This window comes from Hymenobacter arcticus (assembly GCF_054779975.1).
Genome location: NZ_BAAGXF010000002.1, coordinates 156,219 through 175,325 on the forward strand (window position 1 = coordinate 156,219; position 19,107 = coordinate 175,325).

The 19,107-nt window shown below is 63.9% G+C and carries 19 protein-coding genes; 9 read left to right on the plus strand and 10 right to left on the minus strand.

Annotated features, from left to right (window positions below):
* Nucleotides 1–42: 42 nt before the first annotated feature.
* From ACYVGC_RS04220 to ACYVGC_RS04235, 4 genes are all read right to left on the minus strand, one after another.
* A complete protein-coding gene (locus tag ACYVGC_RS04220; RefSeq protein ID WP_460582541.1) occupies nucleotides 43–960 on the minus strand; it encodes a hypothetical protein in 918 nt (305 codons plus the stop codon).
* Nucleotides 961–1,154: 194 nt separating this feature from the next.
* Complete coding sequence (locus tag ACYVGC_RS04225) at nucleotides 1,155–1,643, minus strand: hypothetical protein (protein WP_460582542.1); 489 nt, start codon at nucleotides 1,641–1,643, stop codon at nucleotides 1,155–1,157.
* A gap of 201 nt (nucleotides 1,644–1,844) precedes the next feature.
* Nucleotides 1,845–2,276: a hypothetical protein gene (locus ACYVGC_RS04230; RefSeq protein ID WP_460582543.1), complete on the minus strand. Its 432-nt coding sequence runs from the start codon at nucleotides 2,274–2,276 to the stop codon at nucleotides 1,845–1,847.
* Nucleotides 2,277–2,359: 83 nt separating this feature from the next.
* Nucleotides 2,360–2,767, minus strand: coding sequence for a hypothetical protein (locus ACYVGC_RS04235; protein ID WP_460582544.1), 408 nt, complete (start codon nucleotides 2,765–2,767; stop codon nucleotides 2,360–2,362).
* Nucleotides 2,768–3,182: 415 nt separating this feature from the next.
* Here ACYVGC_RS04235 and uvrA point away from each other — a divergent pair, with 415 nt between their 5' ends.
* Nucleotides 3,183–6,068: an excinuclease ABC subunit UvrA gene (uvrA, locus tag ACYVGC_RS04240; RefSeq protein ID WP_460582989.1), complete on the plus strand. Its 2,886-nt coding sequence runs from the start codon at nucleotides 3,183–3,185 to the stop codon at nucleotides 6,066–6,068.
* Between the two features lie 5 nt (nucleotides 6,069–6,073).
* Here the strand turns inward: uvrA and ACYVGC_RS04245 are convergent, their stop codons facing one another.
* Together ACYVGC_RS04245 and ACYVGC_RS04250 are read right to left on the minus strand one after the other, a co-directional pair.
* Nucleotides 6,074–6,424, minus strand: a complete 351-nt coding sequence (locus ACYVGC_RS04245; RefSeq protein WP_460582545.1) for a hypothetical protein — start codon at nucleotides 6,422–6,424, stop codon at nucleotides 6,074–6,076.
* Between the two features lie 426 nt (nucleotides 6,425–6,850).
* Nucleotides 6,851–7,450, minus strand: a complete 600-nt coding sequence (locus tag ACYVGC_RS04250) for a hypothetical protein (RefSeq protein WP_460582546.1) — start codon at nucleotides 7,448–7,450, stop codon at nucleotides 6,851–6,853.
* A 257-nt stretch (nucleotides 7,451–7,707) separates the two neighbouring features.
* Here ACYVGC_RS04250 and ACYVGC_RS04255 point away from each other — a divergent pair, with 257 nt between their 5' ends.
* From ACYVGC_RS04255 to ACYVGC_RS04265, 3 genes are all read left to right on the plus strand, one after another.
* Nucleotides 7,708–8,760 carry a sensor histidine kinase gene (locus ACYVGC_RS04255; RefSeq protein WP_460582547.1) on the plus strand — a complete coding sequence of 351 codons (1,053 nt, stop codon included), beginning with the start codon at nucleotides 7,708–7,710 and terminating at the stop codon, nucleotides 8,758–8,760.
* Nucleotides 8,757–9,476, plus strand: coding sequence for a LytR/AlgR family response regulator transcription factor (locus ACYVGC_RS04260; RefSeq protein ID WP_460582548.1), 720 nt, complete (start codon nucleotides 8,757–8,759; stop codon nucleotides 9,474–9,476). The genes ACYVGC_RS04255 and ACYVGC_RS04260 overlap by 4 nt, the downstream gene beginning before the upstream one ends.
* 80 nt (nucleotides 9,477–9,556) lie before the next feature.
* Nucleotides 9,557–10,723 carry a serine hydrolase domain-containing protein gene (locus ACYVGC_RS04265; protein WP_460582549.1) on the plus strand — a complete coding sequence of 389 codons (1,167 nt, stop codon included), beginning with the start codon at nucleotides 9,557–9,559 and terminating at the stop codon, nucleotides 10,721–10,723.
* Nucleotides 10,724–11,048: 325 nt separating this feature from the next.
* On the opposite strand, the gene ACYVGC_RS04270 is transcribed toward ACYVGC_RS04265, so the two are convergent.
* Nucleotides 11,049–11,483 (minus strand): hypothetical protein, encoded by a 435-nt coding sequence (locus ACYVGC_RS04270; RefSeq protein ID WP_460582550.1) that lies wholly within the window; start codon nucleotides 11,481–11,483, stop codon nucleotides 11,049–11,051.
* Nucleotides 11,484–11,501: 18 nt separating this feature from the next.
* Entirely contained in the window at nucleotides 11,502–11,972 is a 471-nt protein-coding gene (locus tag ACYVGC_RS04275) for a hypothetical protein (RefSeq protein ID WP_460582551.1), read from the minus strand.
* A gap of 353 nt (nucleotides 11,973–12,325) precedes the next feature.
* On the opposite strand from ACYVGC_RS04275, the gene ACYVGC_RS04280 reads away from it, so the two are divergent.
* The 5 genes from ACYVGC_RS04280 (at nucleotide 12,326) to ACYVGC_RS04300 (ending at nucleotide 17,562) form a co-directional block, all read left to right on the plus strand.
* On the plus strand, nucleotides 12,326–12,871 hold the full coding sequence (locus ACYVGC_RS04280; RefSeq protein WP_460582552.1) for an RNA polymerase sigma factor: 546 nt from the start codon (nucleotides 12,326–12,328) through the stop codon (nucleotides 12,869–12,871).
* Nucleotides 12,868–13,602 carry a hypothetical protein gene (locus ACYVGC_RS04285; RefSeq protein ID WP_460582553.1) on the plus strand — a complete coding sequence of 245 codons (735 nt, stop codon included), beginning with the start codon at nucleotides 12,868–12,870 and terminating at the stop codon, nucleotides 13,600–13,602. Before ACYVGC_RS04280 ends, ACYVGC_RS04285 begins: the two co-directional genes overlap by 4 nt.
* 4 nt (nucleotides 13,603–13,606) lie before the next feature.
* A complete protein-coding gene (locus tag ACYVGC_RS04290; protein WP_460582554.1) occupies nucleotides 13,607–14,563 on the plus strand; it encodes a DUF4097 family beta strand repeat-containing protein in 957 nt (318 codons plus the stop codon).
* 7 nt (nucleotides 14,564–14,570) lie between these two features.
* A complete protein-coding gene (locus tag ACYVGC_RS04295; protein WP_460582555.1) occupies nucleotides 14,571–16,022 on the plus strand; it encodes a hypothetical protein in 1,452 nt (483 codons plus the stop codon).
* 67 nt (nucleotides 16,023–16,089) lie between these two features.
* Nucleotides 16,090–17,562 (plus strand): hypothetical protein, encoded by a 1,473-nt coding sequence (locus tag ACYVGC_RS04300; RefSeq protein ID WP_460582556.1) that lies wholly within the window; start codon nucleotides 16,090–16,092, stop codon nucleotides 17,560–17,562.
* Between the two features lie 40 nt (nucleotides 17,563–17,602).
* Here the strand turns inward: ACYVGC_RS04300 and ACYVGC_RS04305 are convergent, their stop codons facing one another.
* Both ACYVGC_RS04305 and ACYVGC_RS04310 read right to left on the minus strand, forming a co-directional pair.
* Nucleotides 17,603–18,346, minus strand: coding sequence for a ferredoxin reductase (locus ACYVGC_RS04305; RefSeq protein ID WP_460582557.1), 744 nt, complete (start codon nucleotides 18,344–18,346; stop codon nucleotides 17,603–17,605).
* A complete protein-coding gene (locus tag ACYVGC_RS04310) occupies nucleotides 18,343–18,981 on the minus strand; it encodes a sulfite oxidase-like oxidoreductase (RefSeq protein ID WP_460582558.1) in 639 nt (212 codons plus the stop codon). Before ACYVGC_RS04310 ends, ACYVGC_RS04305 begins: the two co-directional genes overlap by 4 nt.
* Between the last annotated feature and the right edge of the window lie 126 nt (nucleotides 18,982–19,107).

The window sequence follows — 19,107 nt, forward strand, 5'->3', positions numbered from 1 at the left end:
TATTTGGTGTCGTCCCCCTCTTTTTGCTTGATTAGCAAGGTGCTAGCGTCTGCCCCGGCCCCCGCCGCCAGGGTTGCCTCCGCCCGGCTGGCCGCCGCCGCGTTGGCCGCCCCCGCCAGGCTGCCCGCCGCCACCAGGTTGGCCGCCACTGGGCTGCCCGCCAAAAGTGCCCCGGTTAGGCTGGCCGCCACCACCGGGCTGGCCCCCAAAGCCACCGCGGCCCGGGGCGGGCTGCATGCCACCGCCGGGGTTACCCCCGCCGGGCTGGCCGCCGCCAAAGCCTCCTCGCCCAGGGTTGCCCCCACCGGGTTGGCCGCCAAAGCCGCCGCGGTTGGGCTGGCCCCCGCCAGGGTTATTGCCAATGCCCCCGCGGCCACCACGGTCGCCACCACGGCCATCACGGTCGTCACCAAAGCCGCCGGGATTACCGCCGCGGTTGGGCTGGCCGCCGTAGTTGCCACCCCGGCCGCCGTAGCCGTCGCGGTCATAGGGCCGGTTGCCCACGCTGCCGCGATTGTTGTAGCCGCCGCGGTCGTAGCCATACACTCGGCCTGCGCCGTACTCGTGGCCATTGTAGCGGCCGCCCCCGCCGTAGCCCCCACCGCGGTACACGGTTACGTACTGCGGGTAGCGCTGGCGGTAGGTGCCAATGTAGAGCCAGGGCTGCGCCCCTACGTAGCTAACCGGTTGTGGGTGAAAGTAGTAGGGGTCATAACCGTCAAGGTAGGGTACCGAAATCCACTGGCCGCCATCGAACACGATGTACGTGCCGTTGTAGATGTCGTAGTACCCGTCAATCTCCGGAATGTAATAGTACTGCGTGCCCTGCGGCACCGAAGGCCCCCAGGGCGGCAGGCCAATATTTATGCCCACGCTCACCTGCGCCTGCGCGGCAGTGGGGGCGGCAAAAGCCAGGCCAGTGCCCAGCGCGAAAGCAAGATAACGAAGGCGGAAGTTCATGGTTGAAAAGCGAAAAAGGGAAGAGTAGGCCGTTGGACCAGTGCAAGTAAGGTGCCGGATTTTGGCTCGGGTGGGTGCCAGCTCCAGCTATGCGGCAGACCCGGCAAATGTGTCGACCAACCCCCACCCGGCCGGGGAATGCCCAAAAAAGCCCCGCCCACCGGGCGAGGCTTTAAAGGCCAAAGGCGGCTACATTAACGTACGGTACGCGTCACGACCTGGCCGCGGCGATTTACTTTTTGCACGATAACCGGGCGGCGGTTTTTCTGCTGCACAATGACTGGGCGGCGGCCGGGTTGCTGTACCACTACGGGACGGCGGCCCGGCTGCTGCACTACCACGGGGCGGCGGTAGTAGCGGGCGTGGTGGTCATTGTACTGCGCCCAGGGCTGGCGGCCGCGGTAGTCTACCACTACCGGGTGAAAGCTGCTGGGGTTGTAGCCCTGCACGTTGGCCATGGGCGTCCAGCGGCCGTTGCGCTGCACAATGTAGTTGCGGGCGGCCAGGTCGTAGTAGCCGTCGATTTCGGGCACGTAGTAGTACTGCGCACCAGCCGGGGCGGCCGGCCCCCAGGTGGGGTGGCCAAACTGGGCGTTGATGCTGACCTGGGCGTGGGCGGCCGGGGCGGCCAGCGCCGCAAAAGCACCAAAAACAAAGGCGAGAACTTGGGTGCGGAATTTCATGTCAGTGAGAAGGAAAAGGTGGAAAGAAATGTTGAACTGGATACGCTGACCCATGCAAAGCGGGTGCCCCAAAATGCCCTTCCCCGTTGAGCACCCAGCTTATGCGGACCAAGAGGCCTATTTCATCGACCAGCCTACCTTAATTCTATAAAGCCAAAAAAAGCGCCCTTGCGAGCGCTTTCAGTGGGAGGCAGACGGGCCTTAGTGGCGGCCGTGGCCGTGGCCGCGGTCATCATGGTCGTGCTTATCGTGTTTGTCCTGCTTATACCCTTTGCCATACAGCTTCTTGGCTTGGCCGGGGGGCAGGCCGTGGGGGTTGCCGCCGCGGTTATACGTCCAGGGCTCATTGCCGCGGTAGTCGATGTATTGCGGATGGAAATTGCGGGCATCGTAGCCCTCCAGGCGCTCGTAGCGGTTCCAGCGGCCATCGCGCTGCACCAGGTAGCGGCGGGCGGGCACATCATAGTAGGCGTTGGCCTCCGGAATGTAGTAGTACTGCGCGTTGGCGGGCGCACCTACTACCACGGGCGGCGCCGTGTTGATATTGATGTTGACCTGGGCCTGGGCCGGGGCGGCGGCCAGCGCCAGGGCGCTCAGCAAGCCGAGGGCGGCGGTTTTTTGAAGGAAATTCATGAAAGCAAGAGTAAGTAGATGTGGCCTCCTGGTGCAAGGACGGTGCCAGGTGTCGGAGGTCAGCAGTGCTTGTACGCGGCGGCTCAGCTTTTGGGCTTGCGCAGTAGGTAACGCGTAACATTAGTGCTACTGCCCTGGCTAGGTAGTGGATATACCTGCACTAATTCCCAGCCTACTGCTGATAGGTCACCTAACAGTTGGTTAATCGTTTGCATATTTTGCTGAAGCTTCTCCTTGTTCTTCTCATAAGCAAACGCATTGAAATCTTCTAACTGCACTTCTGATTTTCCTTGAAAAGCAGGAGCTACGAAAATCTTAGAAGTGGCTTTGGACGCCGATTCAAACGAGGTCAAAGTTGTGTATTCATACCCACGCGCCGCCACCGCGCCAGCTGGCGCGGCCATTTGGGCGTGGGTCATTGGGCTGCTCAGCAGCAACCCAGCGCCGACCAAAGCGCCTAACAAGTTGGAAAGGCGAGGAAAAAGGGACATAATCAGGTAGAAAAAAGTGTAAGAGCGGCCAGCATCGGCAGCCAGGCCAGTAAAGAAAGGAATCGGCCCCGCACCAATCGGCCACTAAGCTTGTTAGTGTCAGTCGGCTCCCGGCCTGGGTAGTAGCAAAAGTTCAAACTTTGCCCAGCCCCCGCCTGGCCGTTCCCGTACCTTTGCTCGTTCCTCCGATTCTGCCCGCATGGCTAAAAAAACGGCTACCGCTCCCGTTGCTCCCGCTCCGAAATCCCCCAAAGCTGCTCCTAAAAAAGCGGTGAAGTCCACCGCCCCGGCGGCCGAAATACTGACCGACGTCACCGCCGCCGCGCTTGTGGAAGTGGCTGAGCAGCAAGGCCCCAACGCGCAGCACAACCTGCCCGTGGGCAGCCAGCCTGCGCCCGCCGGCCTGGTCGTGGCCATGCAGCACCAAACGCCCGCCGCCCTGCCGCCGCCGGCCGAAGGCCCGCTGCTGGGCGCGGCCGCCGAGGCCCCCTACATTGAAGTGTACGGCGCGCGCGAGCACAATCTCAAAAATGTGAGCGTGCGCATTCCGCGCGGTAAGCTGGTGGTTTTCACCGGGATATCGGGCTCGGGCAAGTCGAGCCTGGCCTTCGATACCATCTATGCCGAGGGGCAGCGGCGGTACATGGAAACGTTTTCGGCCTACGCGCGCTCCTTCATGGGTGGGCTGGAACGGCCGAACGTCGATAAAATCGAGGGTCTGTCGCCGGTTATCTCGATTGAGCAAAAGACGACCTCGCGCAACCCGCGCTCCACGGTGGGCACCATCACCGAGATTTACGACTTCCTGCGTTTGCTGTATGCCCGTACTGCGGAGGCGTTTAGCTACGCCACGGGCAAGAAGATGATTCGGCAATCTGACGACCAGATTATCAACTACATCCTCAAGCAGTACGATGGCAAAAAGCTTATCGTGCTGGCGCCCGTGGTGAAGGGCCGCAAGGGTCACTACCGCGAAGATTTTCAGAAGATTGCGAAGCTGGGTTTCACCAAGGTGCGCGTCGATGGCGAGCTGCTCGACATCACGCCCAAGATGCAGGTGGACCGCTACAAAATCCACGACATCGAAATCGTGATTGACCGGCTCGTGGTGAAGGAGGAGGACCGCTTCCGCCTGTCGGGCTCGGTGCAGAACGCTATGACCCACGGCAAGGGCACGATGCTGGTGCTCGACCCCGACGCCAAAAAGGCCGCGCCGCAGTTCTTCTCGCGCTTCCTCATGGACCCCGAAACGGGTATCGCCTACGACGACCCGGCGCCTAACACGTTCAGCTTCAACTCGCCCTACGGCGCGTGCCCGCACTGCGCCGGCATGGGCGAGGTGCAGCAGATAACCGAGGAAACTGTAATACCCGACCCCAAGCTGAGCGTGAGCCGCGGGGCCATTGCGCCGCTCGGCGAGTACCGCGACATCTGGATTTTTCAGCAGCTCCAGCTTATTCTCAAGAAGCATAAGGCCAGCCTCAACACGCCCATCGAGAAGCTGGACCCCGAGCTGCTCAAGCGCCTGCTCCACGGCATCACCCAGGACGATGCCGACGACGCGAAAGCCGTTTATACCGAGCCGTTTGAGGGCATCATTCCCTTCCTGCGCCGCCAGATGGAGTCGGAGTCCGACAACATTAGGGAGTGGATTCAGCAGTACACCCAGGCCCAAACCTGCCCGGTGTGCGACGGCTACCGCCTGAAGAAGGAGAGCCTGCACTTCAAGCTGGCTGATAAGCACATCGGCGAGCTGTCGGTGATGGATATCAACGAGTTAGCGACCTGGTTTGTGGATGTGGAGGAGCGCCTGAGCGACCGTCAGAACCTCATTGCCCGCGAGTTGCTCAAGGAAATTCGCAAGCGCATTGGCTTCCTGCTGGAAGTGGGCCTCGACTACCTCAGCCTGCACCGCTCGGTGCGCACGCTGAGCGGCGGCGAAAGCCAGCGCATCCGCCTCGCCACCCAGATTGGCACCCAGCTTGTGGGCGTGCTATACATCATGGACGAGCCGAGTATCGGTCTACACCAGCGCGATAACGAACGTCTAATCAAGGCCTTGCAGCACCTGCGCGACATCGGTAACTCGGTGATTGTGGTGGAGCACGATAAAGACATGATTATGCACGCCGACCATGTGCTCGATATTGGCCCCGGCGCGGGCATCCACGGCGGCCACATTGTGGCCGAGGGCACGCCGGAAGCTATTTTCAATTCGGGCTCCCTCACCTCCGACTACCTCAGCGGCAAGCGCAATATTGAGCTGCGCAAAAAGAAGCGGGTAGGCGAGGGCACCGAGCTGGTGCTGAAAGGGGCTAAGGGCCACAACCTCAAGAACGTAACGGCTAAGTTTCCCCTAGGTAAGCTCATCGCCGTCACGGGCGTGTCGGGCTCGGGCAAGTCGTCGCTCATCCACGACACGCTGTATCCTATTCTGAACCAGCACTTTTTCAACGCTCACCGCGAGCCGCTGGCCTATGGCAGCCTCGAAGGCCTGGAGCTGATTGACAAGGTGATTGAGGTTGACCAGTCGCCCATTGGCCGCACGCCGCGCTCTAACCCAGCTACTTATACGGGCGTGTTTACTGAAATCCGGCAGCTGTTTGCCGAGATGGCGGAGGCCAAAATCCGGGGTTACGGTCCCGGCCGCTTCTCGTTCAACGTGAAGGGTGGGCGCTGCGAAACCTGCGAAGGCGCGGGCATCCGCACCATCGAGATGAACTTTCTGCCCGACGTGCACGTGCCCTGCGAAACCTGCAAAGGCCGCCGCTACAACCGCGAAACGCTGGAAGTGCGCTTCAAAGGCAAGTCCATCACCGACATTTTGGATATGACGGTGGAGAAAGCGGTGGAGTTCTTCGAGTTTCAGCCGCGCATCCTGCGCAAAATCAAGACGTTGGCTGATGTGGGTCTCGGCTACCTCACGCTGGGCCAGCAAGCTACCACGCTCTCGGGCGGCGAGGCGCAGCGCGTGAAGCTCGCCACCGAACTCAGCAAAAAGGACACCGGCAAGACCTTCTACATCCTCGATGAGCCCACCACCGGCCTGCACTTCGAGGATATTCGCCACCTAGCCGACGTGCTCCACAAGCTCGCCGACAAGGGCAATACCGTCCTCATCATCGAGCACAACCTGGACCTCATCAAAGTGGCCGACCACGTCATCGACATCGGTCCCGAGGGCGGCGCAGGCGGCGGCGCCATCGTGGCCCAGGGCACGCCCGAGCAAGTGGCGAAGAGTGGCAAAGGCCACACCAGCCGCTTTTTGGCCGAGGAGTTGAAGACCAGCGTGTACGCGTAGGAAGCTCAGCGCCTAGTAGAATTACGACCCGCGAACTCAAACTCGCGGGTCGTTGCGTTCCAGGTATACTGCAAAGTCATTCGGTAGCGAGCGCTGTCCCGAATGACGTAGAATCGCGTATCAGTCAATGATTTGCTAATGCTGTCATTGGTACGCAGTTGCTCGATGGCGCCTGCCAGGTAGGGCAGGTGTGCCCAAGTGCCATTTGGGTGATAATAATAGATTTCGGGTCGGCCATGATTGAGCCGGCCCAGCCGAATGCGGGCGTGACATTGCCACTGCCGGGGCCAGCCGGCCGAGTTGTCTTCATTGCCAATCTGGAATATTCCCACCACAGCCAGGAAGACGAAGGCCACAGCTACCTCAGTAGGATACTGACGGTAAAACGTTGCTATACGACAAGTTAACTCCCTCATTTACTGAGTAATGTAATTTTCGTAAGTGCATCGACGACCAGCTGGATAAGCTCGAAAGCACTCACCACTTCGCCCGGGCCTGTTCTACGGCCAAAACGGCTGGTGCAAGACATGAATGTATGTTGGAATTGTCTCTACCTCAATCAGTACTTATTCCAGGCCCCGGCGGCCGAGCGCCAGTAGCTGGCCGCCGCCAGCGTCGCCAGCTCGTCCGTAAGCTGGCGGCATATCAACCTGCACAGGGAGTTTAACTTCTCCGACGACGCGCTCAAGGACTCGCTCCGCTTCGATAGCGAGGCTCTGCTGGCCTTCAGATGGGAGCCCACCAGCAACCCGCCCGTTTAATTTTTGCTCCGACTTTTAATATCAAGGTCCTACTTTCCCGCCGCCACTATCTCCCATCCGGCAAGGGTACATGGTACCTCCATCAGGAGGGCCACCCGGCAGAAGACGTTCGCTCCCAGCAATCCGGTTGCGCAGCAATGGCCAAGTGAGCAGGGTTACCAGTACGGGCAACCCCATGGCCGACAGCCAGAAGCCGTGAAACATGCCAGTCTGCTGGGAATGACTGATTTGTAAGTGGGCCAACTCGGTGGCAATGCTGGCAGCACTGCGGCCCGCCGCGAGTAGCTCGGTCTGCTTCAGGGCCAGCACGGCGGCAAACCAACTCGGGTTAATGACGGTATGGTACAGGTAGAGATATGGCCGATAAAGCAGCTCGGCCAGGGCCATCACCCCGATGCCGAGGGCCACGCGCCGCAGCCCACTGAGGTGGCTTTGCCGGCGCTGCCGGTGAATAGCGGCCGCGATAAACCCAACCGGCAGCAACCCAACGGCCATATCCAGGTATTGCCCAGTGGCGAGGTACGTCGTATCGAGGCGGGTGAGCCACATCAGGGTGGTGTAGAGCCCGAGCAGGAGCCCCAGCAGCAAGCCATAGGTAAGGAGGGTGCGCAGAAAAGGCATGAGCGGGGCAGCCGGAAAGATGGGAAGTGCCGGTGGGCTTCTGCCAACCGGATAGCGCAAAGGAAAGCGGCTTCCCGCAGCAGTAAGGGCTATTTTCGACCAGTGCCAACTGATATTCGACACCTGCGTTGCGAAGGGCAAAAGAGGCGGTAACTGGCAACTGCCGATAAAAAAGCCGCACGTGTCGAATAGGGCCCGCGCGGCCGCTGGCCCCCTCGTGGGCGGCGGTATACTTGTGCTTTGTTTGCCAGCTGCTCATGCGTTTGTTTCTTTATCGGTACCGGGTAGTGCTGCTGCACCTGGCGTTTTGGGGCGTCTACTTCTCGTTCTATTTCTACCAAATCCAGCACGAGTATGGGTGGCGGCAGGCCGTGCCCTGGGCACTGGTGCCGCTGGTGGGCAATGGGCTGGTGGCCTACCTCAACTATGGCTACCTGCTGCCCCGGTGGCTAACCCACCACCGCACCGGGCGCTACCTGCTGGAGCTCACCGGGGCCCTGGTGCTGAGCGTGTGGCTGCGGGTGAAAGCCATGCAGTATTTCGCGCCGGCGGGCCTGCTCGCCGCCCTGCCACCCGCCTACCTGCACTCGTTCAGCTTTGTGGTGGCAACGGTGGTCGGCACGCTCACCGTCGTGCTGTTTATCGCCATGCTGCGCTTTTCGGTGGGCTGGTTTGCCCTGGAAGCCAAAACCTTCGCGCTGGAAGCGAAAACCAAGGCGCTGGAAAATGCCCAGCTGCTCACCGAGCTCCAGTTTCTGAAGGCCCAGATTAACCCGCATTTCCTCTTCAACACCCTCAACAACCTGTATTACCTGGCCTACACCCAGTCGCCCAAAACGCCGGAAGTGGTGGCCCAGCTCGCCCAAATGATGCGCTACCTGCTGGAAGAATCCAACCAGCCCACGGTGCCGCTGAGCCAGGAAATCGCGTTTATGCGCAGCTACCTCAGCCTGGAGCAGCTCCGGCTCAATAATCCCGTGGCCGTGCACTTTGTGGTGGAGGGCGAGCCGGCCGGGGTGGCCGTGGCCCCGCTGCTGCTCATGACCTTTCTGGAAAACGCGTTCAAGCACGGCGTGCGCGACGACGACCCGGCCGCCTGGGTGCGGGTGCACCTGCGCGTGACGCCCACCACCTGCGCCTACACGGTGGCCAATGGCCGCTTGCCCGCCCGCGGTACCGCGCCGCTGCCCGGTACGGGGCTGCTCAACGTGCGGCGGCGGCTGGCCCTGGCCTACCCCGGCCGGCACGAGCTGCGGCTGGATGACACCGCCGCCCACTTTCACGTGCACCTTACCCTGCACCTGGTATGAGCCTGCGCTGCCTCATCGTGGACGACGAGCCCCTGGCCCGGCACCTGCTCACTGACTACGTGGGCAAGGTTTCTTTTCTGGAACTGCACGCCGCCTGCGCCAGTCCGCTGGCTGCTCTGGACATCCTGCGCACCACGCCCATCGACCTGCTGCTGCTGGATGTGCACATGCCTGAGCTCACCGGGCTGGAGCTGCTGCGCACGCTGCCGCGCCCGCCCCTGGTCATTCTCACCACGGCCCATTCGCAATACGCCCTGCACGGCTACGAGGTAGATGCGGTGGATTACCTGCTCAAGCCCATCACGTTCGAGCGGTTTCTGCGGGCGGTGCACAAGGCCTACGACCGGCGGCCCACCCCGGCCGCCCCGCCGCCGCTGCTACTCCCCGCCGAGCCCGCCTTCCTGTTTCTCAAGGACGGGGCCCGGCAGCATAAGGTCTTCTGCGATGATATTCTGTTTATAGAAGGGCTGCGCGATTACGTGGCGGTCCATACCCGTTCGCAGAAGATTATCAGCCTGTTGCGCCTCAAAGCGTTGGTGGCGCAGCTGCCCGCCGACCGCTTCGTACGCATTCACCACTCCTATATCGTGGGCCTGGCCGGCATCGAGGCCATTGATAAGGACAAAGTGCAGGTCGGCGGCCGGTGGCTACCCGTCAGCGAGTCCTACCGCCGGGCGTTCCGCGCCTTTGTGGCGCGCTACCGCTGCACGCCCTGATTTTGCCCGCGCTTTTTCGCCGAAATACGGCCGCGGGGAGCGTTTCCCTGGTTGCTTCCTTCACCCAACTAACCCATTTTATGAATCGTCGTCAGGCCTTGCAGCTAGGCGTTTCCCTGCTCGCCGCGCCGGCGGTGTGGGGCCGTCGGCCGGTCGCCCAGCCCTGGGAGCCGGAATTTGCCACGTTTGTGCGGGCGGGGTTAACCCAAACGCACACGCCCGGCCTGGGCGTGGCCATTGTGCGGGCCGGGCGCACGGTGTTTACGGCCGGCTACGGGCTGGCCGATGTAGCCGCCGCCCGCCCCGTAACGCCGGACACAGCCTTTCACATTGCCTCGGTCAGCAAAGTGGTTACGGGTACCGCCCTGATGCAGCTCTTGGAGCAGCAGAAATATCACCTCGACGAGCCCATCGGGCCGTACCTGGATTTTCCCGTGCGGCACCCCCAGTTTCCCAATGTGCCGCTGACGTTTCGGCACTTATTGACCCACACCTCGGGCATTTCAGATGTTCGCTATGGCCAAACCCCGGCCTTCAGCGTGGTGGGTGACCCCACCTTGCCCCTGCGCGATTTCCTGGTGGGCTACCTCACCCCGGGCGGCACCTGGTATGCCGCCGCCGACTGCTTCACTACCGTGCCGCCGGGCCAGCAGTGGCAGTACAGCAACGTGGCCATTGCCCTGCTGGGCTACCTGGCCGGCCGGGTGGGCCCCACCCCCCTGGCGGCCCTCACGCAGCAGCAGCTGTTCCGGCCGCTGGGTACCCGCCACACGGCCTGGAAGGTCGCCGATATCCCGCCCCAGCACCTGGCCAAGCCCTACCAGTGGGCCGAAGGGCAGCTGCGCGAACTGCCCCCGACGGGCTACCCCGATTGGCCGGCGGGCTCGCTCCGGAGCTCGGCGCGCGATTTTGCCCGCCTCCTGGAAGTGTTTACCAATGAAGGCGTTAGCCGGCACCGGCGGTACCTGCAACCCGACACGCTGCGCACCTTTCTGGCACCGCAGCCCGCCCCAGCGGTCGTGCCCGGCAACAACACCATTCAACAAGCCCTCATCTGGCTCCGGCGCGAGGTGAACGGCACCCCGCTCGCGAGCCACAGCGGCGGCGACCCGGGCGCGGATTCCGTGGTTTGCCTGGACCTGGCCCACCACACGGGCGTCCTCGTCTTCGCCAATGCCACCGGCAACCCGGTGTTTCGCGCCTTCCAGAAGGAAGTCGTGCTCCGCTTACTGGACCGGGCTGCCTAGCGGTGCCCGGGGCCGGGCAAAATCCTGGGCGCAATGCTCTATAAAATCCGCCCGGGCAGCGCCAGCAAGGGCGGCGGCTTTCGCGTTATTACCTACTGCGCAACGCAAACAGCTGATGAAGCAAAAATCTGATTAATAACAATTTATGGCAAATAGGAGGCCGCCAGCATTGCCAAAGCAGAGCTGCTGAAACTGCAACAGTAGTTGCCACCGGCCCAAAAAAGCGCGCCCGCCTACCCGTTGCGAGGGAGGTGGGCGCGCTTTTTTCGATAATCAGGCCTGTCTGCTCAGCGGCCCCGCCTGTTTTAAACGGCTCGCTTGGCGGTTATTTGAGCACGCCCGTGGTGCTGGAATGGGCGAACGAGGCGGTAAACGTGTTGCCGCTGGCCGAAAGCGAGCCTGAATTGGAGCTGCCGCCCTGCGTCCAGACCTTGCCGTTGACGTAGGTGGTGCCTTCCGTGGCAAGCTTGGTCCAGGGGCCGGTACCCGCCCGGTTTTTATCGACAAGAAACCGGATGTTCTCGGTTTCGTGGGCGCTGAGGCGGCCCTGAAACTCATACACGTCCTGGGTGCCGCCGGTGTTGATGCGCAGCCGCAGGTCGGAGAGCACGGCCGTGGTATCGTGCTTGTTGTAGCGCAAAAACCCGTCGTTCGTGATTTTGAATTGCCCGCTTATCGGCGTGAAGTCGTTGTAGGCGGGGCCCTCGTCCTTTTTAGCGCAGGCGCTCAGTACCAGCAGGGCCAGCAGAAGTTTCTTCATGACAGGGAGGTGGTTGCGTTAGAAAGAGGTGAAGGTAACATCCTGGGTTTTGACCGTGCCGGAGCTGCTGGTAACGGCCGTGCGGAAGTGCAAGGTGCTGGCCGACAGCTCGATAATGTCATCTGTTTCGGCATTGGCTTTGCCCGGTGAGGCGACGAGCAGCTTGGTCTGGTCGGCGTTGAAATCCCAGGTGAAGGCCGAGGTTTGGGGCAGCGAGGCACTGCACCGCGTGGGGCCTTCGTCCACGAGCAGCGTCTTATCCGGGTTGAACTTCACAAAGTTGTCGCGCTCACACGCCGACAGGGTGGCGTAGTCGTCGGTGGTGGTGGCGGGGCCGCTGCTGGGGGTGCTGGTAGTGGTTTGGGCCGCTAGCCGCCACGGCTTGGCCGTGAGCAGGTCGGTGCGCGAGGGGGTGGGCGCAGCGGTATCGTTCTTTTTGCAGGCCCCGAGGGCGAGGAGGCCGGCCGCCAGGAGGAGAAGTTTTTGCATGAAAAAAGTGGGGATTGCTGAAAAGTGCGGAAAAGAAAAACCGGGGTTGGTGAGAAGCTGCCGGAAAGTGTCGGCTCCCGGAAGAAAGGTTGGTTGGCTTCCTGGAAAAAATACTTATCCGGCCCGTCAAGGTATTTAATTTTGCGAGTAAAAGCATGATTGTGAATGAGTTAATAATAATTAATTTCCCTTAAAAAAGTGTTTCCCGGCATTGCGGCTATGCTTGCGAGCTGCTGCTGCCGCGCCACAGTGCTGAGCGCCGGGTGGGGCCGGAAAATATTTTGGACCAGGCAACCAACCTTTCGGCGGCGGCCTGTCACTTTGGGTCGAAAATCAATCAGCCGCCCCGGTCAGTGTCCGCTTCGCCCCCCTTTCTGCCTGCCGACGAAGCGCACCTGGTGGCCGGCTGCCTGGCCCACGACCGGCAGGCGCAGCACCAGCTGTACCTGCGCTACAAAACGGCCATGTTTTCGGCGGCGCTCCGCATTTTGGGCGACCACGCCCTGGCGCAGGATGCCTTGCAGGAAGGCTTCATCGAAGTATTCCAGGCGCTGGGCGGCTTCCGGCAGCAGTCCACGCTGGGGGCCTGGGTGAAAACCATTGTGGTGCGGCGGGCGCTGCGCACCCTCAAGTGTGAGCAGCGCATGGACGTATATAACCCCGGGCAGCACCCCGAGCCGCTGGTGGCCTGGCACGACGGCCTCACCGGCGAGGCCCTGGAAAAGGCCATCGGCGAGCTGCCGGCCGGCTACCGGGCGGTTTTCTGCCTGGTCGAAGTAGAGGGCTACGCCCACCGCGAGGTGGCCGAGCTGCTCAGCATCAGCGAGGGCACCAGCAAGTCGCAGCTGTTTCAGGCCAAGCGCGTGCTACAACGCAAACTTCAGTATCTCTACCGATGAACCCAACCCCCGACGCGCCCGACCGCGGCGCCCCGAACCTGCGGCGGGCGGTAGCTACCCTGCCCACCCACGAGCCTGCCCCGGCCACCTGGCCCCGCGTAGCCGCCCAGCTGGCCGCCGACGAAGCCCTAGCCCGCATCATTCCGGACCTGCCCGCCCACGAGCCCGCCGATGACCTGTGGGCCAGCATCGCGGCCCGGCTGGACGCGCCGGGTGTTATGCAAAATATTGACAGCAAAGCGGTTGTGCGCCAGCCGGCGGATGCCGTGGTGCGCACGCTGTGGCCGGCCCGCCCCGTGGTGCGCCGGGTGCTGGCGCTGGCCGCCAGCGTGCTGCTGCTGCTGGGCGTGTGGTGGCAGCAGCGCCCGGCGGCCCCCGGCCCCCGGCCGGTAGCGGTGGCCGCCGGCCCCCGCGAAAGCGTGGCCTACAGCGAAGAAACGGCCGCCGCCCCGGCCCCGGCCAGTGCGGGCAGCTCGGCAGCTGCCGACCCGCTGGAGCTTCAGGGCCAGGCGTTTATCAATTCGCAGTGCTCGGCGCTGCCGGGGGTGTGCCAGTCGGGCGAGTTTCGCTCGCTGCGCACGCAGCTGGCCGAACTGGAAACCCAGGAAGTTCGGCTGCGCCTCGATGCCCGGCGCTTTGGCACCTCACCCGAACTACTGCGCGAGCAGGCCCAGCTCGTCAGTATGAAAGCCGCGCTCACCCGCGAGCTGGTGCAGCTCTTTATCTCTTAACAATATGTTATACAATTTATTACATCGTGCCCGGCGACTGGGCCTGCTGCTGGCGCTGCTGGCGCTGGGGGCGCTGCCCGCCGCCCGGGCCCAGCAGAAAGTGCAGGTAGTGACCCGCACGCTGGAGCAAAGCTGGCCCTGCGCGCCGGGCATGGCGGTGCGCATTCGGGCCGAAAAGGCGACCGTGCAGGTGCGGGCCTGGGACCAGCCCACCGTGCGCGTAACGCTGCGCCTGAGCGCCCGGCACCCCGAGCGCGCCGTGGCCGAGCAAGACCTGCCCGTGGCCCAGTACCGCCTCCAGAAAAACGGTAACGGCCTCGACCTGCTCAACTTCTTTGAGCTGCCCGCCGGGGCCCCCGCCGTGCGCGCCGACCTGCGGGCCGAGTACACGGTGTTTATGCCCGCCGCCAACCCGCTGCAAGTGGTGAACGCCTACGGCCAAACCGACCTGGCCGACCTCAGTGGCCGCCTGACTCTGGAGCAGAGCTTCGGCAAAATAACCCTGCGCGACCTGCGCGGCACCCTCGCCGTAACGGCCCGCTACGCCGACCTCACGGGCACTGATATTCAGGCCGATTTTACGTGCGAGGCCAATAAGTCGGCGGTGCTGCTGCTGGGGCTGGGCGGCAGCTGCGTGGTGCGCAATTTCTACGGCAGCGTGCGGGTGCAGCCGGCCGCCACCCTGCGCAAGCTCACCCTCGAAACCGACCGCACCGAGGTGGTCATCAGCGTGCCGCAGCCCGAGCAGTTTGCCTACCAGCTGAGTGCCCAGCAAGGCACCCTCGCGGTGCCCGCCGCCTACGCCGCCGCCCGGCGCGGCACCGAGGCGCGGGCCACCCTCACGGTGGCCGGCCCGGCCCGGCCGCTGGTGCGGGCCACCACCACCTACGCCCCGCTCACGCTGCAAACCCAGCCGCTACCGGCCGCGCCACTTAGCATTTCTTCCTCGCTCAAACCCTAGTATTATTATGAAAAACAACTACTTGCGTTGGCTGGGTCTGTTATGCGGGGCGGCCCTGGCCGGGCCCGTCGCCGCCCAAACTACCCCCGCCGACACCACCCACCTGCGCTACGGCGAAGAAGCCGCCGCACCCGCTACCGCGCCGCTGCCGCAGCGGGTACAGCGCGTGGCCCAGGGGCAGTGGAAGCTGGGGCTGAACAACTTTCTGGTGGACGCCTACCCGGCGCTTTCCATTCCGGCCCTCGGCTCCTATAACCTCTACTACACCCGCTACGGCCTGCACCTAGCCTACGAGCGCCGCCTGGGCCGCGCCTGGTCGGGGCAGGTGGAGGTAAGCCCGGCCATTACGCACTACCGCCTCGCACCGGGCCAGGACATTAGCGCGGGCCTGAGCGTGCGGGCCCAGCTGGCGGGCCGCTACTACTACAACCTGGAGCGCCGCCTGCGCCGGGGCCACTACACCGGTAATTTTTCGGCCAATTACGTCTCCCTGGCCGTGGGTACTGGCCTGGGCGGGCCGGTGCGCGAAACTCCGTTCTACCTGGTAGCCAGCCCGGTGGGCGCGGTGGCCGATGCTGCCCTGCTCTACGGCCTGCAGCGCCGCCTGGGCAGCTACGGCTTCGTGGATGCCAGCCTGGGGATAAGCGCCTTGCTGGCCGGTGGCAGCGTGCAGAGCCTGGGCCTGAACGGTAGCCTGCGGCTCGGCTTGGTGCTGCCGGGGGCCGGCCCCGCCGTGGCCCCGCCCGTGCCCGCCGATGCCGTGCTCACGCTGCTGCCCCGCGCCTACGTGGGGGTGCAGGTGGGCGGCTATTCCTACCGCCTGCACTACTCCCCCGACAACCCGCTGCCGCCCTCTGCCATCATCCCGCCACCCAACGTCACGGTAACGACCAGCTACGGCAGTGGGGCGTATAACAACGGCTACGGTACGTATACGCAGTACGTGAGCACCTTGCCCTACGTGTACGGGGGCTACTACCTCACCCCGCGCCTGGCCGTGCAGGCCGGCGTGCAGTACGAGCGCTACCACAAGGTGCTGGGAGCCATTGCTTTCGACACGCCCAGCGGCTACATCCTGGTGCAGAATCTGCTGGCCACCGACCAGCAGCTGGCCGTGCCCGTGAGCCTGCGCTACGCCCTCACGCCGGCCTTCCAGCAGCGGTTTCAGTTTGAGGTCATTGGCAGCCTCGTGCCCCTGTGGTCATCGTCTGGCGCGGTGCAGTACGAAGTGGTTAATCAGCAGCTGACCAGCCAGGTAGCGGCCGAGTTTGAGCGCCGTTTATTCAGTATGCACGCCTCGCTGGGAGTGGGCGTCAGCTACGGCTTTGGCTACCGCCGCCGGGTGCAGGCCACCGCCGAGTTTTTGACTACCAAAGACTTAAGTACCACTTTCAACAATACTGAGCCCTTGCAGGGGGGCGTGAGCGCGGGCCTGCGCTACCGCTTTGGCTACCACTAGCCGGCGGCGGGCCCGGTCACGCAGCTGGCAGCCTAAAACATTGTTTATCAGCGTTAAAAAGCTCTTTATGCCTACTATTTGCCACCTGAGTGCGCTGGCCATTGGCCTATTGCTAACCACGACCCTGGCCGCTGCCCAAACCACCCCCGCCGACACCACCCAGCTGCCCATGGACCAGGAGCAGGTGCCGGCCGCCGGGCTGCCGCCCGTGCCGCGCCAGGCCCGCGGCCAGTGGAAGCTGGGCCTCAACAACTTCATTGCCAATGGCTACCCCGTGAGCCAGACCAAAGACGTGCCGGGCTACTACACCCGCTACGGCCTGCACCTGGCCTACGAGCGCCGCCTGGGCCGCGCCTGGTCGGGGCAGCTCGAGCTGAGCCCGGCCCTCCTCCACTACCGGGCCGAGGGGGCGGCCGGGGCCCCGGTGGCCAGCGCCCAGCTGCGGGCGCAGCTGGCGGGCCGCTACTACTACAACCTAGAGCGCCGCCTGCTGCGGGGCCACCGCACAATAGGCTTTTCGGCCAATTACTTCGCCCTGGCCCTGGGGCTGGGCCTGAGCAACGGCCCCAGCGAAACCCCCTTCCACCTGCTCACCGATGGCACCGGCCCGGCCACCGACGCGGCCCTGCTCTACGGGGTGCAGCGCCGGCTGGGCCGCTTCGGCTTCGTGGATGCCACCGTGGGCGTGAGCGGGCTGCTGCACGCCGGGCAGTGGCAGAATTTTGGCCCCGTAATCGGCCTGCGGGTGGGGCTGGCGCTGCCTACCATCGCGGGGGCTGCCCCCCAGGAGGCGGTGCCTACCGAGGTGAGCACGCTGCTGCCGCGCTTTTTTGCGGGTGTGCAGTTTGGCGATGCCCGCTACTTCGGCCACTACTCCCGGGCCAACCCCTACCCGGCCAACCGGCACGAATTCGTGAACGGCTACGAGAAGGAAACCAACTTTCCTACCTCGGGCACGGGCGGCACCAACAGCGATACCGGGCCCCACACCTACGAAAACGACCGCACGTGGTACCTGTACGGCGGCTACTACCTCACCCCGCGCCTGGCCCTGCAACTCGGGGTGCAGGCCGGCACCGAGCGCAACCGGCAGTACTCCTCTCCCTCGGCCATTTACCCGGCGCAGGTGCGCTACCAGGGCGCCGACTGGCGCAGCCTCGATACCAACCAGCTGGAGGAGAGTCTGGTAGCCGTGCCGGTGCAGGTGCGCTACGCCCTCACGCGCTCGTTTCGGCGGCGGCTGCAGCTGGAGGCGGTGGGCGGCGCGGCCGTGGTGCGCACCGCGCTGCACTTTCGCGAGTATGGCACCCAGGGCTACAACGTGACCGAGTTGGTAGTGAATGAGTTCCGGCGCGAATCGTGGGGCGTGACGGCCAACCTGGGCGGGGCCCTGGGCTACGGCCTGGGCCGCCGCCGCCGGGTGCAGGCCACCCTGGAAGTGGGCGGCCTGCAAGACCTGCACAACCTGTTCAGCGCCCCCGTCGGTGCCCGGCAATTCTACACCAAAGTGGGCCTGCGCTACCGCTTCGGCTACCACTAGGTCTGGCTATTGCCTGCTGCATAGCCCAGCCGGTTCGTGCTTACCCACCCGTCGGCCCAAACCGCTCGGTTAGAATGCTTTCGGGTGGCAGCCCGGCGGCCTGTAAGCCATTCGCTACGCTTTCGACGAGGCCCGTCGGCCCGCACACGAAGGCCTGCGGCGGCACGTTGCCAAACCGCGCCACCACCTCGGCCAGCAGGGCCGCGTCGATGCGGCGCTGGTAGCCCACCCAGCCAGCGGGGGCCTGGCGGGTGTAGTCGAGGAGCAGGGTAAACGTAGAGTCGGCGTGCGCTAACGCTTCTAATTCAGCCTGATAAATAACTTCCTCGGGCGTACGCACGCTGAATAGCAGCACGGTCGACATGCGCAGCCCCAGGCGCTGCCGGTGCCGCAGCATAGCCATGAGCGGCACCACGCCCGAGCCGCCGCCCACTAGCAGCAGCGGCGGGGCTGTGGGCTCGCCGCGCCACACGAAGTAGCCGCCGATGGGACCGCGCACCTCCAGCGGGTCGCCCACGGCCACGCCCTCGAAGAGGTAGCCCGACACCTCGCCTTCCTCCACCAGCTCCACGGTGAGCTCAATTTCGCCGGTTTGCTCGGGCGGGGAGGCCACGGAGTAGCTGCGCTCGGCTTGGTAGCCGCCCTCAGCGGTGAGGCGCAGGTCGTAGTGCTGGCCGGCTAGGTGGGGCGTGAAGCTGGGTAGGCTGAGGGTGAAGGACTTAACCCGCGGCGTTTCGGGCCGGATGCTTTTGACGGTGGCTACTTGCCAGGTTACCTTGCTCATAGCCGGATGCTGGTGGTGCTGGCCGCGTCATCATCGTCGCGGTAGCGCTGCTCTTTCCAAGGGTCGCCGTACATGCTGTAGCCGCCGCGCTCCCAGAAGCCGGGCTCGTCGGTGGCCGTGAAGCGCAGGCCCTGCACCCACTTGGCGCTTTTCCAGAAGTAGAGGTGCGGCACCACCAGCCGGGCCGGGCCGCCGTGCTCGGGCGCCAGCGGCTGGCCGTCGTACACGAGGCCCACGAAGGCCTTGCCATCCAGTAGGTCGGCCAGCGGTAGGTTGGTGGTGTAGCCGCCGTAGCTAAACTCGGTCACAAACTGCGCCTCTGGCTTGAGCCTGACGTGCTCCAGCAGGGTGTCGACGCTCACGCCGCGCCAGTGGGTGTCGAATTTCGACCACTTCGTGACGCAGTGAATGTCGGGGTTGAAGTCCTGCATTGGCAGCTGGTTGAACTCCTCCCAGCTCCACTTCACGGGCTCTTCCACCAGGCCTTCGAGGCGAAACTCCCAGTTGGGGAGCGCGATGCGGGGCGTGGGGCCGGCCGTAAGCACCGGAAAATCAGTGGTTTCGTACTGGCCGGGCGGCAGCTTGGGGTTGGCGGGGCGCTTGGGCTGAAAGTCGCGGTTGGTGAAAATTCCCATGGCGAGAAAGAGAAAAGGACGGTAAAATACTGAGGGCTTGGGAAATAGCTTTCTGAGCCGCTAATGTGACTATCAAGGGTACGTGCGCCGGTCCGCCGGCGAAGCCGGCCGACCGGTTGACGCATG